The sequence below is a fragment of the Streptomyces sp. NPDC048248 genome (genome assembly GCF_043201875.1).
Taxonomy (GTDB): Bacteria; Actinomycetota; Actinomycetes; order Streptomycetales; family Streptomycetaceae; genus Streptomyces.
This window is the reverse complement of sequence record NZ_JBICZL010000016.1, coordinates 1-26,365: the sequence shown is the minus strand read 5'-3', so window position 1 is coordinate 26,365 and position 26,365 is coordinate 1. Positions and strand designations below refer to the sequence as shown.

General features: G+C 72.3%; 24 protein-coding genes. 14 read left to right on the top strand and 10 right to left on the bottom strand.

The window, feature by feature from the left end:
* Positions 1–86: 86 nt before the first annotated feature.
* Positions 87–1,082, top strand: a complete 996-nt coding sequence (locus ACGFZW_RS30200) for an NAD-dependent epimerase/dehydratase family protein (RefSeq protein WP_393896438.1) — start codon at positions 87–89, stop codon at positions 1,080–1,082.
* Positions 1,083–1,156: 74 nt separating this feature from the next.
* Here ACGFZW_RS30200 and disA read toward each other — a convergent pair whose 3' ends face one another.
* Entirely contained in the window at positions 1,157–2,302 is a 1,146-nt protein-coding gene (disA, locus tag ACGFZW_RS30195) for a DNA integrity scanning diadenylate cyclase DisA (RefSeq protein WP_393896437.1), read from the bottom strand.
* A 127-nt stretch (positions 2,303–2,429) separates the two neighbouring features.
* Positions 2,430–3,842, bottom strand: coding sequence for a DNA repair protein RadA (radA, locus tag ACGFZW_RS30190; RefSeq protein ID WP_393896436.1), 1,413 nt, complete (start codon positions 3,840–3,842; stop codon positions 2,430–2,432).
* A 274-nt stretch (positions 3,843–4,116) separates the two neighbouring features.
* Here radA and ACGFZW_RS30185 point away from each other — a divergent pair, with 274 nt between their 5' ends.
* On the top strand, positions 4,117–5,958 hold the full coding sequence (locus tag ACGFZW_RS30185) for a sigma-70 family RNA polymerase sigma factor (protein WP_393896435.1): 1,842 nt from the start codon (positions 4,117–4,119) through the stop codon (positions 5,956–5,958).
* Between the two features lie 66 nt (positions 5,959–6,024).
* Here the strand turns inward: ACGFZW_RS30185 and ACGFZW_RS30180 are convergent, their stop codons facing one another.
* Positions 6,025–6,876 (bottom strand): hypothetical protein, encoded by an 852-nt coding sequence (locus ACGFZW_RS30180; protein WP_393896434.1) that lies wholly within the window; start codon positions 6,874–6,876, stop codon positions 6,025–6,027.
* 119 nt (positions 6,877–6,995) lie between these two features.
* On the opposite strand from ACGFZW_RS30180, the gene ACGFZW_RS30175 reads away from it, so the two are divergent.
* The 4 genes from ACGFZW_RS30175 (at position 6,996) to ilvD (ending at position 11,627) form a co-directional block, all read left to right on the top strand.
* Positions 6,996–7,928, top strand: coding sequence for a Ppx/GppA family phosphatase (locus tag ACGFZW_RS30175; RefSeq protein WP_393896433.1), 933 nt, complete (start codon positions 6,996–6,998; stop codon positions 7,926–7,928).
* 185 nt (positions 7,929–8,113) lie between these two features.
* Entirely contained in the window at positions 8,114–8,938 is an 825-nt protein-coding gene (locus tag ACGFZW_RS30170; protein ID WP_393896432.1) for a sugar phosphate isomerase/epimerase family protein, read from the top strand.
* Positions 8,935–9,603 carry a TetR family transcriptional regulator gene (locus ACGFZW_RS30165; protein ID WP_393896431.1) on the top strand — a complete coding sequence of 223 codons (669 nt, stop codon included), beginning with the start codon at positions 8,935–8,937 and terminating at the stop codon, positions 9,601–9,603. The genes ACGFZW_RS30170 and ACGFZW_RS30165 overlap by 4 nt, the downstream gene beginning before the upstream one ends.
* A 173-nt stretch (positions 9,604–9,776) precedes the next feature.
* Entirely contained in the window at positions 9,777–11,627 is a 1,851-nt protein-coding gene (gene ilvD / locus ACGFZW_RS30160; protein ID WP_393896430.1) for a dihydroxy-acid dehydratase, read from the top strand.
* 70 nt (positions 11,628–11,697) lie between these two features.
* Here ilvD and ACGFZW_RS30155 read toward each other — a convergent pair whose 3' ends face one another.
* Both ACGFZW_RS30155 and ACGFZW_RS30150 read right to left on the bottom strand, forming a co-directional pair.
* Positions 11,698–11,994 carry a DUF397 domain-containing protein gene (locus ACGFZW_RS30155; RefSeq protein ID WP_393896429.1) on the bottom strand — a complete coding sequence of 99 codons (297 nt, stop codon included), beginning with the start codon at positions 11,992–11,994 and terminating at the stop codon, positions 11,698–11,700.
* Entirely contained in the window at positions 11,970–12,821 is an 852-nt protein-coding gene (locus tag ACGFZW_RS30150; protein WP_393896428.1) for a helix-turn-helix domain-containing protein, read from the bottom strand. Before ACGFZW_RS30150 ends, ACGFZW_RS30155 begins: the two co-directional genes overlap by 25 nt.
* A gap of 169 nt (positions 12,822–12,990) precedes the next feature.
* Between ACGFZW_RS30150 and ACGFZW_RS30145 the strand changes: the two genes are divergently transcribed.
* The 3 genes from ACGFZW_RS30145 (at position 12,991) to ACGFZW_RS30135 (ending at position 14,015) form a co-directional block, all read left to right on the top strand.
* A complete protein-coding gene (locus ACGFZW_RS30145; RefSeq protein ID WP_393896427.1) occupies positions 12,991–13,197 on the top strand; it encodes a hypothetical protein in 207 nt (68 codons plus the stop codon).
* A 167-nt stretch (positions 13,198–13,364) separates the two neighbouring features.
* On the top strand, positions 13,365–13,580 hold the full coding sequence (locus ACGFZW_RS30140; RefSeq protein ID WP_393896426.1) for a hypothetical protein: 216 nt from the start codon (positions 13,365–13,367) through the stop codon (positions 13,578–13,580).
* A gap of 123 nt (positions 13,581–13,703) precedes the next feature.
* A complete protein-coding gene (locus tag ACGFZW_RS30135; RefSeq protein WP_393896425.1) occupies positions 13,704–14,015 on the top strand; it encodes a hypothetical protein in 312 nt (103 codons plus the stop codon).
* Between the two features lie 50 nt (positions 14,016–14,065).
* On the opposite strand, the gene ACGFZW_RS30130 is transcribed toward ACGFZW_RS30135, so the two are convergent.
* Positions 14,066–16,627 carry a PQQ-binding-like beta-propeller repeat protein gene (locus ACGFZW_RS30130; RefSeq protein WP_393896424.1) on the bottom strand — a complete coding sequence of 854 codons (2,562 nt, stop codon included), beginning with the start codon at positions 16,625–16,627 and terminating at the stop codon, positions 14,066–14,068.
* Positions 16,628–16,808: 181 nt separating this feature from the next.
* On the opposite strand from ACGFZW_RS30130, the gene ACGFZW_RS30125 reads away from it, so the two are divergent.
* Positions 16,809–17,147, top strand: a complete 339-nt coding sequence (locus tag ACGFZW_RS30125; protein ID WP_393896423.1) for a peptidase — start codon at positions 16,809–16,811, stop codon at positions 17,145–17,147.
* Positions 17,148–17,178: 31 nt separating this feature from the next.
* On the top strand, positions 17,179–17,709 hold the full coding sequence (locus tag ACGFZW_RS30120) for a hypothetical protein (protein ID WP_393896422.1): 531 nt from the start codon (positions 17,179–17,181) through the stop codon (positions 17,707–17,709).
* Between the two features lie 59 nt (positions 17,710–17,768).
* On the opposite strand, the gene ACGFZW_RS30115 is transcribed toward ACGFZW_RS30120, so the two are convergent.
* The 3 genes from ACGFZW_RS30115 to ACGFZW_RS30105 all read right to left on the bottom strand — a co-directional run bounded on the left by ACGFZW_RS30115 (position 17,769) and on the right by ACGFZW_RS30105 (position 21,890).
* A complete protein-coding gene (locus ACGFZW_RS30115; protein ID WP_393896421.1) occupies positions 17,769–19,178 on the bottom strand; it encodes a M1 family metallopeptidase in 1,410 nt (469 codons plus the stop codon).
* 213 nt (positions 19,179–19,391) lie between these two features.
* Entirely contained in the window at positions 19,392–21,137 is a 1,746-nt protein-coding gene (locus ACGFZW_RS30110; protein WP_393896567.1) for a SulP family inorganic anion transporter, read from the bottom strand.
* Positions 21,138–21,491: 354 nt separating this feature from the next.
* The gene (locus tag ACGFZW_RS30105; RefSeq protein ID WP_393896420.1) at positions 21,492–21,890 is read right to left on the bottom strand and encodes a hypothetical protein; all 399 of its coding nucleotides are present in this window, start codon (positions 21,888–21,890) and stop codon (positions 21,492–21,494) included.
* 286 nt (positions 21,891–22,176) lie between these two features.
* Between ACGFZW_RS30105 and ACGFZW_RS30100 the strand changes: the two genes are divergently transcribed.
* The 3 genes from ACGFZW_RS30100 to proC all read left to right on the top strand — a co-directional run bounded on the left by ACGFZW_RS30100 (position 22,177) and on the right by proC (position 24,875).
* A complete protein-coding gene (locus ACGFZW_RS30100; protein ID WP_393896419.1) occupies positions 22,177–23,148 on the top strand; it encodes an ATP-binding cassette domain-containing protein in 972 nt (323 codons plus the stop codon).
* A complete protein-coding gene (locus ACGFZW_RS30095) occupies positions 23,145–23,933 on the top strand; it encodes an ABC transporter permease (RefSeq protein WP_393896418.1) in 789 nt (262 codons plus the stop codon). The genes ACGFZW_RS30100 and ACGFZW_RS30095 overlap by 4 nt, the downstream gene beginning before the upstream one ends.
* Before the next feature lie 132 nt (positions 23,934–24,065).
* Positions 24,066–24,875, top strand: a complete 810-nt coding sequence (proC, locus tag ACGFZW_RS30090; protein ID WP_393896417.1) for a pyrroline-5-carboxylate reductase — start codon at positions 24,066–24,068, stop codon at positions 24,873–24,875.
* Positions 24,876–24,941: 66 nt separating this feature from the next.
* Here the strand turns inward: proC and trpS are convergent, their stop codons facing one another.
* Positions 24,942–25,940, bottom strand: a complete 999-nt coding sequence (gene trpS / locus ACGFZW_RS30085; protein WP_393896416.1) for a tryptophan--tRNA ligase — start codon at positions 25,938–25,940, stop codon at positions 24,942–24,944.
* Positions 25,941–26,365: the final 425 nt, after the last annotated feature.

Below are 26,365 nucleotides of genomic sequence, written 5' to 3'. Positions count from 1 at the left end.
CGCGGATAACCCTGTCCGCTGTAGGCGATTCCGCTGACAGCGTGGAGCGGTGGTCCCGGGCACCGTGGTGGGGCAGGGTCACCGGCATGAAGCTACTGATGCTGGGTGGTACCGAGTTCGTGGGCAGGGCGATCGCCGAGGCGGCGCTGGCGCGCGGGTGGCAGGTGAGCGTGTTCCACCGCGGGCATCACGCCCCGCCGGCGGGCGCGACGGCACTGCACGGCGACCGCGCGGACGCCGAGGGCCTCAAGGCCCTGCGGGAAGGCGAGTGGGACGCCGTCGTCGACACCTGGAGCGGCGCTCCGGCGGCCGTACGGGACGCGGCGCGGCTGCTGGCAGGCCGGGTCCGGACCTACGCCTACGTCTCCAGCCGGTCGGTGTACGCCTACCCCGCCCCGGCCGGGCTCGACGAGGAGGGCCCGGTGGTGGAGGCGTCACCCGACGCCACCGACGCCGACGACTACGCGCAGGCCAAGCGAGGCGGCGAGCTGGCCGCGGTCGACGCCTTCGGGGACCGGGCGCTGCTGGTCAGGGCGGGCCTGATCCTCGGCCCCTACGAGAACATCGGACGGCTGCCGTGGTGGCTGGACCGGATCGCCCGCGGCGGCACCGTCCTCGCGCCGGGGCCGCGCGAGCTGGCCCTGCAGTACATCGACGTCCGCGATCTGGCGCAGTGGACGCTGGACGCGGTGCAAGGCGGCATCGGCGGCGCATACAACCTGGTGAGCGAGCCGGGGCACGCCACCATGGGAGAGCTGCTGGAGAGCTGCGTGCGGGTCACCGGCTCGGATGCCGCGCTGCGCTGGACGGCGCCGCAGGACGTGCTCGCCGCCGGCATCGAGCCCTGGTCGGAGCTGCCGGCCTGGCTGCCGGCGGGCGAGGCGCACGACACCATGTACGGCGCCGATATCTCCAAGGCCCTTGCCGTCGGCCTGCGTTGCCGTCCTGTCGGCGAGACGGTGGCCGATACCTGGGCCTGGCTGCGGAGCATCGGCGGAGTGGCGCCGCAACGCCCGGACCGCCCGGTGGTCGGCCTCGCCCCGGAGAAGGAGGCGGCGGCGCTGCGGGGCACGACGAGCTGACGCGAGCGGCCCGCGCGGTGTGCACCGCGCGGGCCGCAGAAACGTTCGTGGCGAGGGCCGCGGGAGCGTGACGCCTAGACGTACCGCTCCAGGATCGACGACTCCGCGAGCCGCGACAGGCCCTCGCGGACCGAGCGGGCGCGGGCCTCGCCGACGCCGTCCACCGCCTGAAGGTCGTCGACGCTCGCGGCGAGCAGCTTCTGCAGGCCGCCGAAGTGGTCGACGAGGCGGTCGATGACCGTACCGGGCAGCCGCGGGACCTTCGCCAGCAGGCGGAAGCCGCGCGGCGAGACCGCGGAGTCCAGCGTCTCGGGCGACCCGCTGTAGCCCAACGCGCGTGCCACGGTGGGGAGTTCGAGCAGCTCGGTGTGGCTGAGCGCGTCCAGTTCCGCGAGCGCCTCGACGACCGTGCGCGAGCGCTTGGCGGTCGGCTCGGGGACGTAGTCGCGGACGACCAGCTCGCGCTCGGGCTCCACTCCGGCGATCAGCTCGTCGAGCTGGAGGGTGAGCAGCCGGCCGTCCGTGCCGAGTTCGACGACGTATTCGGCGATCTCGGTGGCGATCCGGCGGACCATCTCCAGGCGCTGGGCGACCGCGGAGACATCGCGGACCGTCACCAAGTCCTCGATCTCCAGGGCGGACAGGGTGCCGGCGACCTCGTCAAGGCGCAGCTTGTAGCGCTCCAGGGTCGCCAGCGCCTGGTTGGCCCTGGAGAGGATCGCGGCCGACTCCTCCAGGACGCGGCGCTCGCCGTCGACGTACAGCGCGATCAGCCGCATGGACTGGCTGACCGAGACGACGGGGAAGCCGGCCTGGATCGAGACGCGCTGGGCCGTGCGGTGGCGGGTGCCGGTCTCCTCGGTGGGGATGGAGGCGTCCGGGACCAGCTGCACCCCGGCCCGCATGATCTTGGTGATGTCCTTGTCGATCACCAGCGCGCCGTCGAGCTTGCACAGCTCGCGCAGCCGGGTCGCGGTGAACTCCACATCCAGCACGAAGCCGCCGGTACACATGGACTCGACGGTCTTGTCGAAGCCCAGCACGATCAGGCCGCCCGTGTTGCCGCGGAGGATGCGCTCCAGGCCGTCACGCAGGGGCGTACCGGGCGCGACGGCGCTCAGCGAGGCACGCATCAGGCCCTCGGTGTCCCCCGACCTTCGGTAGGGCGGAACCCAACCAGACCTGCCACCAGGGGACGATGCCCGGTCGTTGGCTGCCACTGCACTCCTCCGTCGCACGGTCTGTCGGTCCGCAGGCCGCCCGGCCGGTGCCGCGGTGACGTACGTACCAGCGGAGCGTACGTGGCCGGCGGCAAGACTGCGGTGGCGGGCGAGACCAGGGCAAAGTCTACCGGCGCTGCTCCTCTTCCTGTGGGGCCTCCCGTCGCACCCGCTTGGGGAGCACGCTCAGTGCCTGCCCGACGTCGGCCACCTCCAGCACCCGCATGCCGTCGGGGATCTTGCCGGGGTCGGACGGGACCAGGGCGTGCGTGAAGCCGAGCCGGGCCGCCTCGGACAGTCTGCGCTGCACGCCGGTGACCCGCCTGACCTCGCCCGCGAGTCCCACCTCGCCGATGGCGACCAGGTTCTTCGGCAGCGGGGTGTCGCTCGCCGCGCTGGCCAGCGCGAGCGCCACGGCGAGGTCCGCGGCCGGCTCCGTCAGCTTCACGCCGCCGACCGTCGCGCTGTAGATGTCGCGCTTGCCCAGCGCGCTGATCCGGCCGCGCTGCTCCAGGACGGCCAGCATCATCGAGACCCGGGAGGTCTCCAGGCCGGAGGTCGTGCGCCGCGGGGAGGGGATCTGGGAGTCGACGGTCAGCGCCTGGACCTCGGCGACCAAGGGGCGGCGGCCTTCGAGGGTGACCGTCAGGCAGGTGCCGGGCACCGGCTCGGCGCGGCGCGTCAGGAAGAGGCCCGAGGGGTCGGCGAGGCCGGTGATGCCCTCGTCGTGCAGCTCGAAGCAGCCGACCTCGTCGGTGGTGCCGTAGCGGTTCTTGACGCCGCGCACCAGGCGCAGCCGGGCGTGCCGGTCGCCCTCGAAGCTCAGGACCACATCGACGAGATGCTCCAGCAGACGGGGGCCCGCGATGGCGCCGTCCTTGGTGACATGGCCGACCAGGAGCGTGGACATCGCACGGTCCTTGGACGCGCGGATCAGCGCGCCGGCGACCTCGCGGACCTGGGCCATGCCGCCGGGAGCCCCCTCGATCTCCGGGGAGGCGACGGTCTGCACCGAGTCCAGGATCAGCAGCGACGGCTTGACGGTGTCGAGGTGGCCGAGCACGGCGGACAGATCGGTCTCGGCCGCCAGATAGAGGTGGTCGTCGATGGCGCCGATACGGTCGGCGCGCAACCGGACCTGGCTCGCGGACTCCTCCCCGGTGACGTACAACGTGCGGTGGTCGCCGGAGGCGGCCTTCGCGGCGACGTCCAGCAGGAGGGTGGACTTGCCGACGCCCGGCTCCCCGGCGACCAGCGCCACCGCGCCGGGCACCAGGCCGCCGCCCAGCACCCGGTCGAGCTCCGGCACACCGGTCGAGCGGGCGGTGGCCTGCCGGCCGTCGACCTGACCGATCGGCAGCGCGGCGGTGGTGACCCGGCCGGGGGTGGTGGTGCGCACCGCGGGGGCGCCGCCGAACTCCTCGACCGTGCCCCACGCCTGGCACTCCGGGCAGCGGCCGAGCCACTTCGCGGTCGTCCATCCGCACTCGGTGCAGCGGTAGGAGGGGCGCTCCTTGGCCGATGTTTTACGGGTTGCCATGGAGTCACCGTAGCGGCGGGGTAGGACAACGCCCGCACCCGAGCGGTCGCGGAGCAGCGGGGTCACGGGTCGCTCCCCTCGGTGGTCCTCCGCCGTCGTCCTCCGTCGCCGCCGTCCGTCGAGGGTTGCGCCGACCGAGCGGCGCACGCCGAGCGCATTCAGCGGCGGATGGGGCAGTTGGTGTCCCCTTTTGAGGGAGATGGTCACCCGTAAGGGTTAAAAGCCTTCAAGGGGAGAGTGAGCCGCTGCATCATCCGCCTACCGTCGCCGGGTGATGAGCAGCAGGCCCGAGCACCCCAGGCACACCACCGGCGCACACCGGTCGCGCGGCGGCGCGCCCCGCCGGAGCCGGCCGCAGCCCTCCGAGCGGCCCGGCCCGCCCGACCCCGCGCAGCACCCCGAGCGGCGCGATCGCTCCGCCCGCCAGGACCCCACCGGCCGCACCGACCGTCCGGGCGGCCCCGCGGGCCAGGATCGTGCGGGGCATCCGGAGCGCTACGACACGCATCTGGACGGGCTGTTCACCTACTGCCTGTCGGTCCTGTGCGAACACGACGCGGCCACCGCCGTGCTCGGCGAGGTGCTGGCGCTCGCCGAGCGGCACCACGGCAAGCGGCCCTCCGAGTCCGCCCTCTACCGCCCCTGGCTCTACGCCCTTGCCCGCTGGGGCTGTCTGCGCCGGCTCGCCGAGCACTCCGGACCGGATGCCGACGCCGTCCCCGACGCCGCCTGCGAGAGCGACCGACAGCGCGAACTCGCCGTCCTGGCCTGGCCCGAGGCGGCCGGGACGACCCCGGAGCAGCGGGAGGCACTGGAGCTCTCGGTGCGCCACCGCCTGTCGGCGGAAGAGGTCGCGGCGGTGCTCGGCGCGGAGCCGGTCGCCACCCGCGCCCTGCTCGCCGCCGCGTCCTGCGAGGTCGAGCGGACCCGCGCCGCGTTGGCCGTCGTCGAGTTCGGCCGCTGCCCCGACGTCGCGCGGCTGGCCGGCGACACCCAGATGCTGCTGGGCGCGGCACTCCGCCGTGAGCTGGTGCGCCATGTTGACGACTGCGCGGAGTGCCGGCGGATGGCCGAGCGGACGACCGCGGCCGGGCCCTGGCCGGGCACCGCGCCCGCGGACCACGGCGCGTTGCCGCTGGTCGCGGCCCCGCGCGAGGCGGTGCTCGGTGCGCTGACGGCGGCGCTGCGCTCCCGTTCCGGCCGTGCCGAGGGCGTGGCGGGTGCGGGCGCCGCGGCAGCCGCCGGACGCACCGGCCGCAGCGGCGGGGCAAACGGTTCTCCTAGGTATGACCGCAGCGGATTCCCGGTCCTTCCCACGGACCGGGCCGCCCGCCGCCGACGGCTGCGCAGCCGGGCGCTGACCACCACGGTCGTCGCCACGGTGCTCGCCGCGCCGGTGTTGGCGCTCTGGGCGGCCTATCGCAGCGCCCCCATGACGGGCGAGGCGGACGGCTCGCCGTCGGTGACGGCCAACGAGTCGGACACCGCGGGCGAGCTGGACGGCCGCCCGTACGAGAACGCGGGAAACGCCCGGACGACCCCCGGGCCCGGCTTCTCCGCCGGTGCGGGCACCCCCGACGTGTCCGTCGAGGTGATCAGCGCCGACGGCACGCCGGTGCGGCCCGGCGAGCCGACGGGCGCGCGGACCGGTCCGGGGCGGCTGACCGTCAGCGCGCAGCCCAGCGGCGACACCACCGTCATCACGCTCAGCGCCTCGGGCGGCGCACCCGTCCGCTGGCGGGCGTCGTCCGGCGCCGCCTGGTTGCAGATGAGTCATACGGCGGGGGAGCTGCGGCCGGGGGAGTCCACGACGATCACGGTCTACGTCGACCACGACCGGGAGCCCGCGGGCCACTGGCGGGCGAAGATCACCATCGGTCCCGGTGGCAGCGCCGTCACCCTGGAGGGCTACGGCGCGACCGGTCCCGCCCCCGGCCCGAGCCACCCAGGGCCCACGGACCCGACGCCCACGGACCCGAAGCCCACGGATCCCACGCCGACGGACCCCACGCCGACCCCGACGGAACCGACGGCCCCGCCCACCGAACCGACCCCGACCCCGACCGAACCGACCCCCACGTCGCCACCGTCGGACACCGGGTCCCCGACGAGCTGAAACGCATCGGGGCCGCCGGGAGACACCCGGCGGCCCCGATGCGGGCGCGCTGCGCTCGCTGCGGCGTTACTTCCGCGGCGGATCGGCCGGATGCGGCGCCATCGGCAGCGTCGCGGCCAGCCGCTCCTCGCAGAGCTGCGCGAGCTTGGCGTAGCCCTTCTTGCCCATCAGTTCGGTGAGCTCCGGCTTGTACGACACGTACACCGGGTCGCCCGCGCCGTGCGCGGAGGTCGCCGAGGTGCACCACCAGTGCAGGTCATGGCCGCCGGCGCCCCAGCCGCGGCGGTCGTACTCGCCGATCGTGACCTGGAGGATCTGGGTGTCGTCGGGCCGGTCGATCCAGTCGTAGGTGCGCCGGACCGGCAGCTGCCAGCAGACGTCGGGCTTGGTCTCCAGCGGCTCCTTGCCCTCGCGCAGCGCGAGGATGTGCAGCGAGCAGCCGGCGCCGGCCGCGAACCCGGGGCGGTTCTGGAAGATGCACGAGCCCTCCCACCGCCGGGTCTGCCGCTCGCCGTCCTCGTCCTCCTGCACCCAGCCGGAGGACGTGCCGACGTCGTGGAACTCCCACAGCTCCGGCGTGAGACGGGCCACATTCTCGGCCACCCGCTTCTCGTCGTCCTCGTCGGAGAAGTGCGCGCCGAGCGTGCAGCAGCCGTCGTCCGCCCGACCGGCCTGAATGCCCTGGCAGCCGCTGCCGAAGATGCACGTCCAGCGAGAGGTCAGCCAGGTCAGGTCGCAGCGGAAGAGCTGCTCGTCGTCGGCCGGGTCGGGGAAGGTGACCCAGGCGCGGGCGAAGTCGAGGCCGACCTCGTCGGCCGGAGCCCCGTGCGCGGGCTGCGCTCCCTTGTCCCCGGGAGTGCGCCGCTTTGCGTCCTTCTTCAGGGATTTCTCCTGCTTCGCCTTTTTCGTCTTAGCCACCACTCCAGCCTACGACCTGGGTGCCGGTGGCTCGTCCACGTCGCCCCCGGGCGCCGCCGGCGACCCCGGGTGGAGGGTGGCCGACCAACGGTCACCGCCCCGGCAGTAGGTTTCCCCGTATGAGACTCGGTGTCCTCGATGTGGGTTCGAATACGGTCCATCTCCTGGTGGTGGACGCGCACCCGGGCGCGCGCCCGCTGCCCGCCTATTCGCACAAGGTGGAGCTGCGCCTCGCCGAACTCCTCGACGAGGACGGCGCGATCAGCGAAGCCGGGGTGGAGCGGCTGGTGCACACCCTCCGCGACGCGATGCAGGTGGCCGAGGACAAGGGCGTCGAGGATGTCCTGCCGTTCGCCACCTCCGCGGTGCGTGAGGCGCGCAACAGCGAGGAGGTGCTGCGCCGCCTCGCCCTGGAGACCGGCGTCGAGCTGCGGGTGCTCTCCGGCGAGGACGAGGCGCGGCTCACCTTCCTCGCGGCCCGTCGCTGGCTGGGCTGGTCCGCCGGCCGGCTGCTGGTGCTGGACATTGGTGGCGGCTCGCTGGAGATCGCCTACGGCCTCGACGAGGAGCCCGACGTGGCGGCCTCGCTCCCGCTCGGCGCGGGCCGGCTGACCGGCAGCGACCTGCCGGGCGACCCGCCCGACGCCGACGACGTACGGGCGCTGCGCCGCCGCGTCCGGGCCGAGATCGCCCGCGTGGTGAGCGATTTCACCCGCTACGGAACGCCCGATCATGTCGTCGGCACATCCAAGACCTTCAAGCAGCTCGCCCGGATCGCGGGCGCGGCCCGCTCCGCCGAGGGGCTGTACGTCCAGCGCGAGCTGTCCCGCAAGAAGCTGGAGGAGTGGGTGCCGAAGCTGGGCGGGATGTCCGTGCTGGAGCGCTCCGAGCTGCCCGGGGTGTCCGAGGGCCGCTCCCGCCAGCTGCTTGCCGGGGCGCTGGTCGCCGAGGCGGCGATGGACCTGTTCGGGGTCGAGACGCTGGACATCTGCCCGTGGGCGTTGCGCGAGGGCGTCATCCTGCGGCGGCTCGACCATCTGCCCACGACATGAGGCGCGTCCCGCCGGCGTAAGACGCGTCACACTCCTGGCGGGGCCCGGAGGGCGCGCCACACCCGTAGATCCCCGTCTCACCGCCCTCGGGGCTCACACGGAGCGGCGAGGATGCCGCCAGGCGCGGAAGCCGGTCGTCCGGACCTCCCTCCATGGGCCGGGCCTCGGCCCGTACGCTGTCCCTCGTGACAGAGCCAGTGGTGCGCATCCCCGATGCGAAGGTCGCCCTGTCCACGGCCTCGGTCTATCCGGAGTCGACGGCGACGGCCTTCGAGATCGCCGCGCGCCTGGGCTACGACGGCGTCGAGGTCATGGTGTGGACCGACCCGGTCAGCCAGGACATCGAGGCGCTGCGCCGGCTCTCGGACTACCACGGCGTGCCGGTGCTCGCCGTGCACGCACCGTGTCTGCTGATCACCCAGCGGGTGTGGTCCAGCGACCCGTGGGTCAAGCTCCAGCGGGCGCGCAACGCCGCGGAGAAGCTGGGAGCCTCGACCGTCGTGGTGCACCCGCCGTTCCGCTGGCAGCGGGCCTACGCACGGGAGTTCGTGCGCGGTGTGTGGCGGATGGAGCACGAGACGGATGTGAAGTTCGCCGTCGAGAACATGTACCCGTGGCGCTACCGGGACCGCGAGATGCTGGCGTACGCGCCGGACTGGGACCCGACCAACGACGACTACCGGCACTTCACCGTCGACCTCTCGCACACCTCCACGGCCCGCAACGATGCCCTGGACATGGTCGGGCGGATGGGCGACCGGCTGGCGCACGTCCACCTCGCCGACGGCAACGGCTCAGCCAAGGACGAGCATCTGGTGCCCGGACGCGGCAGCCAGCCCTGCGCCGAGCTGCTGGAGCGGCTGGCGGCCACCGGCTTCGAGGGGCACGTGGTCGTCGAGGTCAACACCCGCCGGGCGATGTCCGCAGCCGAACGCGAAGCCGACCTGGCCGAGGCGCTGGCCTTCACCCGGCTCCATCTCGCCTCGCCGACCTGGGTGCCGGGCTCGTGAGCGAGGGGCGGGGCGCGGGCGCGTCGGACGCCGCCTCGCCCGGTGAGGAGCCGGACGCCGCACCGGCCGCCCGCAGACGGGGCCGTCCGGCCCGCGCCGGGTCCGAAGCCGGTCCTGGGGCGCGTGAGCGGATCCTCGCCGCGGCCCGCGCCGAGTTCGCCGCGCGGGGCTACGACAAGACCTCGGTCCGCGGCATCGCCAAGGCGGCCGGGGTGGACGCGGCGCTGGTGCACCACTACTTCGGTACCAAGGAGCAGGTCTTCGCCGCGGCCATCGAAATGTCCTTCGCCCCCGCGATGACCATGCCGGAGGCCATCGCGGGCGGCGGCGCCGACGTGGGCGAGCGGATGGCCCGCTTCATGTTCGCCGTCTGGGAGAACCCCGTCAGCCGGCAGCCGCTGCTGGCGATCATGCGCTCGGCGCTCACCAACGAGACCGCAGCCACGGTCCTGCGGGGGCTCATCGAGCGCCGGCTGCTGCAGCGGGTGGCCGGTGAGCTCCAGGTGGCCGACCCGAAGTTCCGTGTGCAGATGGCCGCCGGGCACCTCATCGGGATCGCCATGCTGCGCTACGTGATCAAGATGGAGCCGGTCGCCTCCGCGGAGGTGGAGGAGATCATCGCGATGGTCGCGCCGACGCTGCAGAGGTATCTGACCCAGCCGTGAACCGCGCCCGCAGCGGCCGGGCCCGCCCGTGGTGTCCGCACTGCGGGCAGTTGTCTCACATGGCGGAGAGAGCGTCCGGATCTTGGATCAGGGGCGTAATCTCGAAGCTCAGCTGATATGTGCGCCGCACGTATCGAGACCGGCGACGTACGAACCCCGAGGGAGTGACCATCGTGCCCGAGCTGAGGTCCCGCACTGTTACCCATGGCCGCAACATGGCCGGCGCCCGAGCCCTTATGCAGGCTTCCGGCGTAGCGCGCGAGGACTTCGGTAAGCCGATCATCGCCGTCGCCAACAGCTTCACCGAGTTCGTGCCGGGCCACACCCACCTCCAGCCGGTGGGCCGCATCGTCTCGGAGGCGATCCACGCCGCGGGCGGCATCGCGCGCGAGTTCAACACCATCGCGGTCGACGACGGCATCGCGATGGGCCACGGCGGCATGCTCTACAGCCTGCCCTCGCGCGACCTGATCGCCGACTCCGTCGAGTACATGGTCGAGGCGCACTGCGCCGACGCGCTGATCTGCATCTCCAACTGCGACAAGATCACGCCGGGCATGCTGATGGCCGCGATGCGGCTCAACATCCCCACCGTCTTCGTCTCCGGCGGCCCGATGGAGTCCGGCAAGGCGACGCTGGTGGACGGCACCGTCCGCACCCTCGACCTGGTCGACGCGATCTCGGACGCGGTCAACGACAAGATCTCGGACGAGGACATCCTCCGCATCGAGGAAAACGCCTGTCCGACCTGCGGTTCCTGCTCCGGCATGTTCACCGCGAACTCCATGAACTGCCTGGCCGAGGCCGTCGGCCTCGCCCTCCCCGGCAACGGCTCGGTGCTGGCCACCCACACCGCCCGCAAGGCGCTGTACGAGAACGCCGGCCGCACGGTCGTGGAGATCACCAAGCGGCACTACGACCAGGACGACCACACCGTCCTGCCGCGCAACGTCGGCAGCCGCGCCGCCTTCGAGAACGCCATGGCCCTGGACATCGCCATGGGCGGCTCGACGAACACGATCCTGCACCTGCTCGCCGCGGCGCAGGAGGCCGGCCTCAGCTTCGACCTGGACGACATCAACGCCGTCTCCCGCCGGGTGCCCTGCCTGGCGAAGGTCGCGCCGAACGTCGCGCCCGGCGGTACGTACTACATGGAGGACGTCCACCGGGCGGGCGGCATCCCCGCCATCCTCGGCGAGCTCTACCGCGGCGGCCTGCTGAACGAGGACGTGCACACGGTGCACAGCGCCTCGATGGAGGAGTGGCTCAAGACCTGGGACGTGCGAGGCGGCTCCCCGTCCGACGAGGCCGTCGAGCTGTGGCACGCGGCCCCCGGCTGCAAGCGCTCCGCGACCGCCTTCTCGCAGTCCGAGCGCTGGGCGAGCCTGGACACCGACGCCGAGGGCGGCTGCATCCGCGACATGGCGCACGCCTATTCCGTCGACGGCGGACTGGCGGTCCTCAAGGGCAACATCGCCGAGGACGGCTGCGTCGTGAAGACCGCGGGCGTCGACGAGTCGATCTGGACCTTCGAGGGCCCGGCCGTGGTCTGCGAATCGCAGGAAGAGGCCGTCGACAAGATCCTCAAGAAGCAGGTCAAGGAGGGCGACGTCGTCGTCATCCGCTACGAGGGCCCCAAGGGCGGCCCCGGCATGCAGGAGATGCTCTACCCGACGTCCTTCCTCAAGGGCCGTGGCCTGGGCAAGGCCTGCGCACTGGTCACCGACGGCCGCTTCTCCGGCGGCACGTCCGGCCTGTCCATCGGGCACGCCTCGCCCGAGGCGGCGGCCGGCGGCACCATCGCGCTGGTCGAGGACGGCGACCGCATCCGCATCGACATCCCGAACCGCGGCATCGAACTCCTCGTGGACGACGCCACGCTGGCCGCCCGCCGCGAGGCCCTGGGCGGCGTTTACGCCCCCAAGCAGCGCGAACGCAAGGTCTCCCAGGCCCTGCGCGCGTACGCGGCGATGGCCACCAGCGCGGACAAGGGCGCGGTGCGCGACGTGAGCAAGCTGGGCTGATCCGGCAGCAGTACGGCAACGGCCCCCGTCGGGAAGACGGGGGCCGTTCGCGTGCGCGTGACGGCGACTGTCAGGCTCCGGCCAGCCCCTGATGCTTTACGGCGGTGATGAAGGACGTCCACGCGGCCGCCTCGAAGATGAGCGCGGGACCGTGGGGGTCCTTGGAGTCCCGGACGGGGACGAGGGCGGGGTGGTTGTCGGCGACCTCGATGCAGTTGCCGCCGTCGGGGTTGCTGTAGCTGGACTTGCGCCACGCTGCGGCGGTCAGGAAGTCTTCCGAGACCTCGATGCACTCGCCCCCGTCCTGGTTGCTGTAGGAGCTCTTGCGCCAAGTGGCAGCGTTCAGATCGAGTCGGCGGACGGCCATGGGACTTCCTCCAGGAGGCGCTGTATGAACTCCGCGGTCCCGCGCGGGGACAGGGCGTGGTCGCGCAGCCGATCGTAACTGAACTGAAGCCGCTCAACTCCGGCGTTTTCCGCCACCAGTTGCCCGTCATATCCGGTCTCCACCCAGGCGACGGTCCGCCCCTCCGGCAGCCGCAGCAGCGCCGTGTCCGTGTTGGGCAGCTCCCGCAGTCCGGCAGAGAACGGAAGCATCTGGAGCGTCACGTTGGGCTGGTCGGCCACTTCGTTGAGGTGCTTCAGCTGCTCCTGCCACTCCTCGCGGTCCAGCAGCGAACGACGGAACACCGTCTCGTCGAGAATTGCCCGGAACTGCGGCGCGCTGTCCCCGTACAAGAGGCCGCGGCGGTTCATTCGTGCATCGACCTGCTGGTCGAGGTAGGCGCCGGGTGCCAAGCCGCCGAGACACAGCAGCCTGCGGGCGTACGTTTCCGTCTGAAGCAGCCCCGGCACCACGGCGGGCGAGTACTGCTGAATGCCGGTCGCTTCGGCTTCCAACGTCATGAAGCGGCGATACCGCTCCTTGAACTGTGCCGGATCCCCCGCCGCCAACTCCCAGAGCGTCAGCAGTAATCCCGGCGTTCCGTAGTGCTGGTCCAGTGCCTGGACGACCTCCGGGCTGCCCAGGGTCTGGCCGCTCTCCATCTTGCCGAACAGGGACGAGTCCCAGCCCAGTACCTCACCGAGCTGCCGGAGGCTGTCACCTCTCCCGCTCCTCAGTAATCGCAGCTCCTCCGCGAACCGTTGGCGTGGCTCCTGGCTGCGACCGGTGACCGCTCGCCTCGGCGGCATGGCGCCCTCCTCCGTGGAAGGTGTGGAACTAACGGGCCTGGGCGTGGAATTACGGCCCGTCTGGGGCGTTTTCACCCTCCGCCGGATGCATCCTCGTAATCCCCGGACCACTCAGCGTAGTCGTGGCCCGGTTCCTCGGACAGGGAAACGAAACGACGGGAGCAGCAGCATGACGAGGGAACACGCAGAGGCCGAGGCGGCCCGCGACGAGTTGGCGGCCGCGCTTCGGCGGGTGGATGTGGTCCTGCCGTCACTGTGCGTCGATCCGCTGTCCTACAGCTACGAACAGCCCAGTCCCCTCATCGAGTTGGGGCGCTGCAACCTCGCGACGACCCACAAGCTCATCGAGGCGCTGAAGAAGGCGGCGTCCCGGTGATCGCGTGCCTGTTACGGCTTCTCGCGCACCTCTTACCGGCGTGCGGGAAGCACCGTGCCTCCCCCGCGCCGGAACCGTCGCCCACACCGGCTCACCGGCGGCCCCGCAGCGCGCTGCCGCGTCAAAAGAGTCCCTACGCCCGTGACGCCGCCGAAGACCGCCCTCTCATGGACACGCCCAGCCCCGTACGCCCCTACCTGCTCAGCCGATACCGCGGGTGGCAGGAGAGCGAGGACAGCCCCGAGCGACAGGCGCAGGCGGAACGCCGGTGGATACTCGACATGGCGCTGCGCGGTATCGACGCGGGCCCGGTCGTGATCCACGGCGTACGTCTCCCCGCTCCCGGCACATGCACCCGCATGCCCCGCCCGGCGGCGGCCTGAGATGGTGGTCCCCGGAAGCCACGTACGTTGAAGGCCGGCATCGAGGACTCTCGCACCTCGACTGCACGCTGACCCGTACGCGCACAGGTCCGCTGTGCCACACACACCTCGGGGAAGGAACCCATGACGCAGCCTGAGCTCCCGGAGATAGAAGAATCGACTCCGTATGACGGGTTTCTTCCCTGGGAGTACCGCTTCACCAGGAACTCGATGGTGGTCATCGGCCTGGCGGCCCCGTTGGTCTTCATCTGGGTTGCCACAAGGAATCCGGGGCTCCTGTGGATCCCGGTGCTGAACCTGCTCGGCTCGTATGCCGGGGTGTATGTCATGGTCCGAAGCTGGCGCGCCAACCGAACTCGCCCTTTGTACGTGGCGCTGGCGGGTGTGCTGGTGTGCTGGGTCGTCTTCATGGAGCTGTTCCGGCGCCTGGCCTGAGCTCACCCGGGGCACTCCCCTTGCTGCCACGAGGGCGGGCGACCCGATCTTCACCAGCCCGCCGGCTCCTTCGTCGCCGCCGCGAAGACCGTGCCGTCGGGGGCCGCCGCGTAGATCCGGCCGCGCGCCGCGTCCACCAGCGGCACGGGCAGCGTCTCCAGGAATCCGTGGTGCCGGCCGGCCGAGAGCCGGGGCGGGGTCTGGCCGAGCATGGTGCCCGTGGTGGTGTCGACGGCCATCAGCCGCCCGTCCTGGGCGGAGAAGTACAGCCGGTCACCGGTCACCACCGGTGCCGAACCCCGGCTGACCGATGTCTCCATATCCCATCGCCGCTCCCCGACCGCCTGCAGCGCACCGCCCTCGGCCAGCAGATACGCCGTCTCGCCGCGCACCACGGCGGTCACGCCGTCGAGCGGAGCGTCGAGCGGGAGACGCCGGGTGCGACCGGTCTTCGGGTCGTAGCGGACGACGGCTGAGGTGCTGAAGGTGAACTGCGGGTCGGTGGCGGTCAGATAGAGGGCCCCGGAGGCGCCGACCCCGGCCGGTGTGAGCGAGCCGGGCAGCCGCTTCTGCCAGCGGAGCCGGCCGTCGGCCGGATCGATGGCGGTCAGCTGGGTGCTCCCTCCGGGACCGGCCTCGGCGGCGAAGGCGGAGTGCGGGTCGCCGAACGTGACGAAGGCCGTCAGCGCGTGGCCGGGGAACTTCTTGCGCCACCGTTGCCGGTGCGTGGCGCTGTCGAGCGCGGTGACCGTGCCGTCCCCGGCGGTCAGCAGCACCCGGTCCCCGATGACCACGGCCCCGCCCTCGTACCCCGAGACGTCCTTGCTCCAGCGCGTCGCGCCCTTGCCCTCGGCCGACGGATCGAGTGCCTCCAGCCGCTTTCCGTCGGGGGAGGAGACGTACAGCAGTCCGCCGGACAACACCGGGGCGCTCGGCGGCATATCGGCCTTGCCGGGGGGCTTCGTGGTCCGGCGCCAGGCCAGGCGGCCGGTGTCCGGGGCGAGTCGGGCGGCCCTTACGCCGGACTGTGCGCAGAAGACCGCGCCGGCATCGGGGGAGGCGGGGCCGGAGCCGCCCGGCGGGCGCGTCGTGCAGAACGGCATCTCGGCGCGGTAGCCCTCGGGGCGTTCGATGACGGTGGTGCGCCAGGGGTGGAAGGCGGCGCGGTCTGCACGGGACGGGCGGGTCTGGAGCGCCGGGTCCTGGCCGGGCGCGTCGTCGGACAGGGCTTGGAAGCCCGCGAAGGCGGCGGCCCCGGCCAGGACGAGCGCGAGCGTGGCGCGGACCGCTCGGCGGCGGAGGCGCCGGGGATGGCTGGGGCGTCCGGAATCGGGGTGGCCGGTGGGGCCGAGGAGAGGGGCGGACCCACGGGGAGGGACGCCCCCGGTGACTTCGGGGCGCCGGTCGTCCGGCGGGGCTGCTCCGGCTCCCGCGCCGTCCGCCGCGTCATCGGTCGAGTGCGCATCGCCGGAGGCGGCCCCGGCGGTAGGCGCTCCGGCCCTCCCGGGAGGCGGTGCCGGGACGCCGTCCACGGGGCCCGCACCCGGCATACGGGCACGGACATGCGTGGCCTCGGCCCGGGGCGGCGCGGATTCGGCGCGCACCGGCTGCCGTTGACCGGGTATCCGGGCGGCCTCTTCGACCGCGCCGTCCGTGCCACTGAGCACCTCGCCCGCCCCGGGTCCGCCCGGCCGGTCCTCGCCCGGGCCGCTCGTCGCCCCGCCCCGTGCCCGCGCGTGCAGCTCGTCCAGCAGCTCCGCGTGCAGCCGGTCGTGGACCTCGGTCGGCGTATCGGAGTGCAGCCGCGCCATCAGCGCGTCCGGTGTCGGCCGGTCCTCGGGGTGCTTCGCCAGACAGCTCTCGATGAGCGGCGCCAGCTCCGGCGGCACACCCGTCAGGTCCGCCTCGTCGTGCACCACCTGATACGCGACGATGTACGGGCTCTCGGAGTCGAAAGGCCCGCTTCCGGTCGCCGCGTGCACCAGCACCGAACCCAGCGCGAAGACATCGGCCGCGGGCCCCACCTCGCGCGGCCGCTGGAACTGCTCGGGGGCCATGAACGGAGGCGTTCCGATCAACTTGCCGGTCTCGGTCCGCATCTCGCTGTCGGACGGCCGCGAGATGCCGAAGTCGATGACTTTCGGCCCATCGGCGGCCAGCAGCACATTTCCCGGCTTCAGATCGCGGTGCACGACCCCGGCGCGGTGGATGTCGCGCAGCGCCTCCGCCAGCCCCGCGGCCAGCCTGCGCACCTCGGCGGGCGGCAGCGGGCCATTCCGTTTCACATGGTCCGAGAGCGTCGGGCCGGGGATGTGCAGGGTCGCCATCCAGGGCCGCGCGGCGTCCGGATCGGCGTCCACGACCGGTGCGGTGAAGGCCCCGCTGACCCGTCGCGCAGCCGCCACCTCCTGTCGGAACCGCCCCCGGAACTCCGGGTCCTGGGCGAATTCGGCGTGGATGACCTTGACCGCGAGGAGCAGCCCGGAGGACGAGCGCGCCAGATGGACCACGCCCATGCCGCCGGAGCCCAGGCGCGCCTCCAGGCGGTATTGCCCGGCGTATTCCGGACGCTCCGCTTCCGGGCCGACCCCGGAATCGCGCAGCGACGGCATCGATCCACCCCCGTGTGATTGCCATGCCATTCGGTCGCAGGTGCGACGCGCGGAGCCTAGTCGATGGTGCGTACGACATGAATGAGGCTTGCTAGCGTGCGAGTTGCGGGGCTTGTTTGCGCCCCGCGCCGAGCGCCACATGACAGCGCGGCGCCGGCATCACGCAACGGGGGAGCAGGACATGAGCACACAGGACGTTCAGGGCTACCTGGAACCGGGCGCCACGGGCCCGGTCGACACCGCGCCGACCGCCCTGGCGACGCCCGCACGCCGCAGCTACGCCACCGCGCCGGGCTACCGCGTCAACATCCGCAAGGGCCCCGGCACCGGTTTCCCGATCGTCGGGCGGCTGGAGAGCGGCGCCCACGTCGAGATCCGCTGCCAGCGGCACGGCGAGCGGGTCAGCGGCCCGTACGGCACCTCCGACATCTGGGACAACATCGCCCCCGGTCAGTACGTCTCCGACACCTACGTCCACACCGGGAGTGACGGCTTCGTCGCGGCGCCCTGCGGCGGCTGAGCAAACCGGGCCGCCGGGGATAATCGATGCCATGAGCGACGAGCAGACGACGACCGGCGGCCCGGAGCGGCGCGGCCCCGAGCCGGAGGAGATCCGGTTCTTCGGCACCACCTGGGTCGAGCACGACGGGGGCTACGCCCTGCGCCGGGCCGGCGTCGCGGCAGGCTCGCTGGCGCTCGCCGCGGCCGGCGCGCTCGTCCTGCGCTTCGCCTTCGAGGGCCTGGTGGTCGCCGATGTCGGTGGCTTCGTCGGCATCCTGGTCGTCGCGGGCTTCGCCATCTGCAGCGCTCTCGCCTTCCGGCGCACCTGGGAAGGCTTCACCCGCCGCCCCGACCCGTCCGCCGCGAGCACGGCCGACAAGTCCGCGCAGGGCCTGCAGCTGATCGGCTTCATCGGCTCGCTCCTCGCCTACTTCTGCCGCAGCCTCGTCGAGGCACCCGGCGAGAAACTGCACCGTGCCGAATTCGCCGCGGCCCGGGAGCGTCATGAGCGCCGCCGTGGCGCCCGCACGGGCAATCCGGCGGCCCGGAAGACCAAGGCCACGGGCAGGAAGCGCCGGTAGCGGCGTCGGAGACCGACCGGTAGGGGCGGGCTCCGACAGCCCGGCCGCCCCCACCCCGCTCAGTACTCCCAGTCCGGCTGCCCCTCGCCGTACAGCCAGTCGTCGAAGAGGTCGGTCAGGTCCTCGTCGGTCCGCTCCTGGCAGAAGGCGATGAAGTCCGCCGAATCGGCGTTGCCGTGCCGGTGCGCGGCGGGCCACTCCTTGAGGATCGAGAAGAACGTCTTGTCGCCGACGGCGTTCCGCAGCTGCTGGAGCACCATCGCGCCACGCTCGTAGACGGGCGTCTCGGTCACGTTCTCCGGCTTGCCCGGGTCCCCCGGCGGGAAGTCCCAGCGCTCCTCGCCCTCGGACGAGGCGAACAGTTCGTCGAAATGCTCCTGGGTCGTCCGGCCGCCCTCGCGCTCCTCCCACAGCCACTCGGCGTAGGTGGCGAAGCCCTCGTTGAGCCAGGTGTCCCGCCAGGTCTTCGGCGTCACCGAATTGCCGAACCACTGGTGCGCCATCTCGTGCACCACCGTCGCGGCGTCCGGTGCGCCGGCGTAGATCGGCTTGGTCTGGGTCTCCAGCGCGATCCAGTCGATCCGGTCGGGCGTGTTGTCGACGATCGCCCCCGCCGAGGAGAACGGATAGCGGCCGAACAGCTTGGTCTGCCATTTCAGGATCTCCGGCAGCCGGTCCAGCGCCCGCTTGCTCGCCGCGGCCTCCGCCGGGTCCACCGCGACGTAGACGGGCAGGCCCTCGGGGGTGCGGTAGGTGCGGAAGTCGAAGACGCCGATGGTGGCGGTGGCGAGATAGCTGGCCATCGGCTCGCCGTTGTGCCACTCGTACGTCGTCCGGCCCTTGGCCGTCCTCATCGCGCGCAACTCGCCGTTGGCGAGGGCCCGGTAGCGTTGCGGCACGGTGATCTTGAAGTCGTACGCGGCCTTGTCCCCAAGATGGTTGTTGACCGGGAACCAGGTCATTGCCCCGGCGGGCTCACCCGCCACGAAAGCGCCGTCGCCGGTCTTGACCCACCCTTCCGTCGACTCGTCCGGATCCTCCATCTCCTGCGGTGTGCCGCCGTAGGCGACGGTGGTGCGGAAGGTGGATCCCTTCTTGAGGCCGGTGGTCGGCCGGACCCTCAGCTTGTGCCCCTTGCGGCTGAACGCCGCCTCCTGGCCGTCCACGCGGACGCCGGACACCTTCAGCCCCTGGAGGTCGAGTTGGAAGGACCGCAGATCCTCCTTGGCCTTCGCGGTGATCGCTGCCTTCGCCCGCAGCTGCTTCCTCGGCACGTCGTAGTCGAGGTCGAGGCCGTAGTGGGTGACCTGATAGCCACCGTTGCCGAGCCCCGGGAAGAGCGGGTCGCCCACGCTGCCGGAGCCTGCGGCCCCACTGGCGGCCACGGTCTCGCTGGTGCACGAGGACAGCAGCAGGGCGACGGCCAGGACGGCGGTCGCGCCGCAGGAGCGGAGGGGCCGGCGGTTCACAGCACTCCCAGGGTCGGTGGGTGATCACAAGCCCCCCGACCCTACGGTCATTTGCGCCGCAACGCCGGTCCCTTCCGCTTTGGTCGTATGAGAGATGGATTACTGGTGCGATGTCAGATGAGGACGTTTACGAGGGTTTTGGTCGCCCGGTGATCCCGCAGTCGGGTCGTCCGGTCCCCGGCGACCCCGTAACCCCGCAGTCGGGTCGCCCGGTCACCTTCGATGCCGGTCGTCGGTGCGTTCTGCCCCTCCCGTACCACCGTCCCCGCCGAAGGGGGCGGCCTCGTCCGCCTCGTCCGCGTCGGCCGTTCGGTCGCCCTTGCCCGCCCCCTCAGCGGTCGACCGGCGCTGCTCGGCCCAGCTGCCCAGCGCGGCCGCGCAGGCGTGGTCGAGATGCCGCAGCCCGGAGAGGTCGAGCTCGATCTCCCGGTCCCGGGGGAGTGCCTCCAACTGGTCGAGCAGCTTGGGCAACCGCAGGAACGTCGCATGCCCGACGGCCCGTACCCGGATCGTCCGCCGCGCTCCGCCGTCCGCAAGGCCATCCCCGGATGCTTCGGCCGCCCCGGCCGCCCCGGCCGCCCCGGAGGCCCCCGACGAGCCGGCCGAGACAGCCGTGCCGGGCACCGCGGACAGCGCCGTCGCACTCAGTGCGGTCGCGCCGGACGGGGCAGGGGCGGGGGGAGACGCCGCCGCATCGTCCTCCGTCCCGGCCCGCTCGGCGGTCCCCTCCGACCCCACGATCTCCAGGTGGACGTGCGAGGTCTCCCAGGCCGACTTGGCGATGGCCATCAGCAGTCCCAGCAGCACCCCTTCGAACATGTTCGTCGCGACGATCGCCACCGCGGTCGTCGCGAGCACCACGGCCTCACCCCGGTGCTTGCGCCACAGCGGCCCGAACTCCTTCAGCGGGATCAACTTGCAGCCCGCGTGGATCAGAACGCCTGCCAGCGCAGCGAGGGGCACCACTCCCAGGGCGGCGGGGAACGCCGCGGCGAAGACGAGCAGCCACACACCGTGCAGCACCCGCGAGGCCTTCGTCCGCGCACCCGCCTGCACATTGGCCGCACTGCGCACGATCACCGCGGTCATCGGAAGTGAGCCGAGCATCCCGCAGACCGCGTTGCCCGCGCCCTGGGCCATCAGTTCCTTGTCGTAGTGGGTGCGCGGTCCCTCGTGCAGCCGGTCCACCGCGGCCGCGCTGAACAGCGACTCCGCCGACGCGATCAAGGTGAAGGCGAGCACTGTGCCGATCGTCCCCGCGAGCATCACCGGCTCCACCAGCCGCCCGAAGGCGGCAGCGGACGGCGGCTGGACGGCTTCCAGCAGGCCCTGCACCTCCACCCGCGCCACCGGCAGGTCGAGCACGAACACCGCGACCGTCGCCAGAGCCACCGCCACCAGCGGCGCGGGCAGCACCCGCGCCGCCCGCCGCAGCCGCGGCCACAGCACCAGCACCACGATCGTCCCGGCGCCCACCGCGAGAGCGGTGAGCGACCTGCCCGATCCGGCGGTGGCGACCGCCAGGTTCGGCAGTCCGCCGAGGTTGGCAAGTCCGCTGCCGGGCGCCGGGGCGTCGGCCAGCGCGTACAGCTGACCGGCGATCAGCACCAGGCCGATGCCGGCGAGCATGCCCTGGACGACGGCGACCGAGATGGCCCGGAACCACCGCCCGAGCCGCAGCGCGCCCATGGTCAGCTGCAACAGGCCCGCGGCCAGCACGAGCGCGCCCAGAGCGCCGAGCCCGTACTCCTGCACGGCCTCGTAGACCAGGACGGTCAGTCCGGCGGCCGGCCCGCTGACCTGAAGGCTGCTTCCCGGGAGCAGGCCGGTGAGCAGCCCGCCGACGACGCCGGTGACCAGCCCCAGTTCGGCCGGCACCCCGGACGCGACGGCCACCCCGACACACAGCGGGACGGCGACGAGGAAGACGACGAGGGACGAGGTGAAGTCGGCGCGCAGGGTCGGGAAGGACGGGCGGAACGAACTCCGCTGCCGTGCCGGGTTCGACGGACGGCGGCGGATGACGGGGAATCTCTGCACGAGGGATGCCTCCAGCGGATGCGGATGCGGGGGCGCGCAAGCGGCCGCGGGGCGATGCGGCGGCATGGTCGGGAGCCGGCGGCACGGGCCATCGGGCGGCTGCCACCGGCTGCGGGGCACCGCCGGCCGTTCACCGGAATCCGGTGCCGGCGAGCGGCGGCCCGCGAGCGGCAGCCCGCCGGCCGGCGGGGTGCACCGCGTACGCGAGGCGCCATGGGTGGGGGACGGCTGGATCCGTCGGATGCGTGGGCCGGGGAAGCCCTGGGGCAGCTCTCAGCAGCGGAAGGCGCGGTGCTGTACGGGCAGTTCGCCCGATCTCGACAGGGGTACGGCCTGTCGGCCGGTCAGCGGGACGGTCACGGCGAGCCCGCTGACCGGATGTACCGGGGTGGTCGTCGACAGCGGGGTGGACAGCGGCGCCGGAATGGGCACCGTGGCTGTGGACCGCCCGCCGCGCCGCGGCTGGCAGCGGTCGGCGCCGGTTTCCTGGTGCTCGACGGCGTCCACCGCGAGCTGGGCGGCGCGGGGAGCCGTGGCGGAGGCGGCGAACGCGGGGGCCGCGGCTGCCGCGACCCCTCCGTACGTGCCGTCGGCGAGGGCGGGGAGGGCCATGACGACGGCAGCGAGGATCGCCAGGAGCCGGCACAGGACGCCGACCCGGACCTTCGCCATCGTCGCTCCCTTCCGGCGCGGTTGGACACTCAACTCCATTGTGTCCACGGAGATATGGGCCTGAGGCACGTCGGTGTGTAACCGTCAGGTAAACGCGGTGTCATCGAAACAGAATGATCAGTTCCGATCACTCCGGCGACCGCCGGAGCGCAGGGGGAACCTCTGTGCGCCCGGTCCTCCGGTCGTGAGATGCGGCCCCTGCCCCCCTCCTGGCCGGGGCGTCACCCGTCCGCTCACCCCACCCGACCGCTTGACGCCGCATTCCGCCAGGAGCATTATTCATCGCATGATGAATTCTGGCCGGGGGGACCCCGCCACGCACTCGGACCCCACCGCGCGCGCAGCCGCGCACACCGGTGTCCACGCAGCCGTCCACGCCGACGACCTCACCGTCCTCCGCGGCGGCCGCACCGTCCTGGACTCTCTCGCCTTCGACGTCCCCCGCGGGCAGATCACCGGCCTCCTCGGCCCCTCCGGCTGCGGCAAATCCACCCTGATGCGTGCCGTCGTCGGCACCCAGGGCAAGGTCACCGGCACCCTCGACGTCCTCGGCCTGCCCGCCGGCCACCCCCGGCTGCGCCCCCGCATCGGCTACGTCACCCAGGCGCCCTCCGTCTACGACGACCTGACCGTCAAGCAGAACCTCGACTACTTCGCCGACGTCCTGAACCCCGGCCGCGCCGCCCGCGCCGCGCGCCGCGCGAGCGTCGCCCGCGCAATCGCCGACGTCGACCTCGAAAGCCACGCAGACGCCCTCGCCGGCAACCTCTCCGGCGGCCAGCGCAGCCGGGTCTCCCTCGCGGTCGCCCTGCTCGGCACCCCCGAGCTCCTCGTCCTCGACGAGCCCACCGTCGGCCTCGACCCGGTCCTGCGCCGCGACCTGTGGAACCTCTTCCACACCCTGGCCGCCGACCGCGGCGCCGCCCTCCTGGTCTCCTCGCACGTCATGGACGAGGCCGAGCGCTGCCACCGCCTGCTGCTCATGCGCGAGGGCCGCATCCTCGCCGACGACACCCCCGAGGCCCTCCGCGGCCGCACCGGACGCGCCACCGTCGAGGACGCCTTCCTCCACCTGGTCGACGAGGCCAGGGCCACGTCCGCCCGCGAACCGGGCGCCCCGCTCCAGGCCGCCGGCCCCCAGGCCACCACCCGCCCGGATCAACCCGCCCGGCACACGCCACACCCCGGGCCCCGCGAAGACCGGCCCGCCTCACCCGACGCCGAAGACCCCACCGGCACCAAGGAGTCAGCGCGATGACCTCGGCACCCCTCCCCGGCGCCGCACCCCGCTACGGGACCGCGCCGCTCTCCGCCGCCCGCACCCTCGCCACCGCCGCCCGGGTCCTGCGCCAGCTGCGTCACGACCCCCGCACCATCGCGCTGATGCTCGTCGTCCCCTGCGTGATGATCGCCCTGCTCCGCTACGTCTTCGACGCCCACGCGGCCACCTTCGACAGCATCGGCGCCTCGCTCCTCGGCATCTTCCCGATGATCACGATGTTCCTGGTGACGTCGATCGCCACCCTCCGCGAGCGCACCTCGGGCACCCTCGAACGCCTGCTGGCCATGCCCCTCGGCAAGGCCGACCTGATCACCGGCTACGCCCTCGCCTTCGGCCTGCTCGCGATCCTCCAGTCCGCCGTCGCCACCGGCCTGTCCGTATGGGTGCTCGGCCTGGACGTCATCGGCTCCCCCTGGCTTCTGCTCCTGGTGGCCGTTCTCGACGCGCTGCTCGGCACCGCACTCGGCCTGTTCGTCTCGGCCTTCGCCGCCTCCGAATTCCAGGCCGTCCAATTCATGCCCGCCGTCCTTATGCCCCAACTCCTGCTCTGCGGCCTGTTCACCCCGCGCGACACCATGCACCCGGCCCTCGAAGCGCTCTCCGCAGTCCTGCCGATGTCCTACGCCGTCGACGGCATGAACGAAGTCCTCCAGCACCCCGATATCACCGGAGACTTCCTCCGCGACATCGTCGTGGTCACCGGCTGCGCGGCCCTCGTCCTGGCCCTGGGGGCCGCCACCCTCCGACGCCGTACGGCCTGACGAGGCGGTCGCGCCCGCCGGAGCCCGCCTCGGCACCCGTCCCGGCCCTCGGAACGCCCCGGCGCCCCGCGCTCCCGGGTGCGAGGATGACGAGGTAAGCGATCAGGCACCACCGGCGAGGTGAACCGCAGCATGACCCAGAAGGTCGCCGTACTCGGCACCGGCAAAATCGGCGAAGCCCTGCTCAGCGGAATGATCCGAGGCGGCTGGGCACCCTCCGACCTCCTGGTCACCGCCCGCCGGGCCGAACGCGCCGAGCAGCTGCGCACCCGCTACGGCGTCGAAGCGGTGACCAACGCCGAGGCCGCCAAGGCCGCCGACACCCTGATCCTCACGGTCAAGCCCCAGGACATGGGCACCCTCCTGGTCGAACTGGCCCCGCACGTCCCCGCCGACCGCCTGGTCATCAGCGGCGCCGCCGGCGTCCCCACCGCCTACTTCGAGGAGCGGCTGGCCGCCGGCACCCCGGTCGTCCGCGTCATGACCAACACCCCCGCCCTGGTGGACGAGGCGATGTCGGTCATCTCCGCAGGCACCCACGCCACCGGCACCCACCTCACCCGCGCGGAGGAGATCTTCTCCGGCGTCGGCAAGACCCTGCGCGTCCCTGAATCGCAGCAGGACGCCTGCACCGCGCTGTCCGGCTCCGGCCCGGCGTATTTCTACTTCCTCGTCGAAGCCATGACCGATGCGGGCATCCTGCTGGGCCTGCCCCGCGACAAGGCCCACGACCTCATCGTCCAGGCCGCCATCGGTGCCGCGGTGATGCTCCGCGACAGCGGCGAGCACCCGGTCAAGCTCCGCGAGAACGTCACCTCGCCGGCCGGCACCACCATCAACGCCATCCGCGAGCTGGAGAACCACGGCGTACGAGCCGCCCTCATCGCCGCCCTGGAAGCCGCCCGTGACCGCAGCCGCGAACTGGCCTCCGGCAACGGCTGACGAGCCCGAGGGGCCGCACCCACCCCGCGGCCCCTCTCTTCCCCTCCCGCTGTCACCGCACCGGCGTCACCCCACCGGCATCAGCCCCACCGCCTTGTACGCCGCATCCACCCGGGGCCGCGCCATCCTCCGTGCCCGCTCCGCCCCCGCCCGCAGCACCGCATCGACGTACCCCGGGTCGGCGGCCAGATCCGCATGCCGCTCCCGCACCGGCCGCAACAGCTCCACCACCGCCTCGGCCGTGTCCTTCTTCAAGGTCCCGTACGACGAGTAGCCCCCGGCCACCGCCTCCGGGTCACCACCCGTACAGGCCGCCAGCACATCCAGCAGATTCGCCACCCCCGGCCGCTCGGCACGGTCATAGACGACATCCCGCTCCGCGTCCGTCACCGCACGGGACACCTTCTTCCGTACCGCCTCCGGCTCGTCCAGCAGATAGACGATCCCCGCGGTCCGCACATGGGACTTCCCCATCTTCGACGTGGGCTCCTGCAGATCCATCACCCGCGCCGCCACCGCGGGCAGCGTCACCTTGGGCACCACGAACGTCGTCCCGTACCGCTGGTTGAACCGCACCGCGAGATCCCGCGTCAGCTCAAGATGCTGCGCCTGGTCCTCACCGACGGGCACCTCGTCCGTCCCGTACGCCAGGACGTCCGCCGCCATCAGCGCGGGGTAGGTCAGCAGCGACAGCCGCACACTCCCGCCCCGCGCCTGCTCCCGCGCCGCCTTCTCCTTGTACTGGATCATGCGCCGCATCTCGCCGTCCGAGGCCGTGCACTCCATCAGATACGCCAGCCGCGTGTGCTCGTCCACATGGCTCTGCGCGAACACCGTGCACCGTTCCGGGTCCAGCCCCACGGCCAACAGCAGCGTCGCGGCCTGCCGACTCAGCCGCCGCACCCGCGCCGGATCGTGGTGCACGGTCAGCGCGTGCAGGTCCACCACACAGAACAGGGCATCCGCGCGGTGCTGGTCGACCTCGGCCCACCGCCGCATCGCCCCGAGGTAGTTCCCGAGCGTCAGGTGCCCGGTCGGCTTCACACCACTGAAGATCCGCGTCATCGCCATCTCGTCTCGCTCCCGTACTGCTGTGAGGTGAGGGAGCCACCGCTGTCGCCGGCCGGCTACGAGTGGGAGAAACGCGAACGGCCGCCGAAGCGGCGGCCGTGGTCATGCATGCGCTGGTGGTCGGCCGCCGTCAGGCGAGCCACCACTGCTGTACGAGCGCATGCGGGTTCATGCGGGCCAAAGTACCCCTACAACCGCCGTCCGGCGCGGGGTTTGAAGCATCTGGGGGCCTCGTGTAGTGTCCTCCGAGTTGCCACGGAGCCGTCAGGCCCCGGACAGCCATCCGCCGCTTCAGCGGCACACCACTACTGCACGGCCTCCTCACCGGGAAGCATTTCGGCATGCCGAAATTCGGACCATGACTCGATTATGAGTCACCGAGGAATTCCGCTAAAGTAGTGATCACGCCGAAAGGCGCG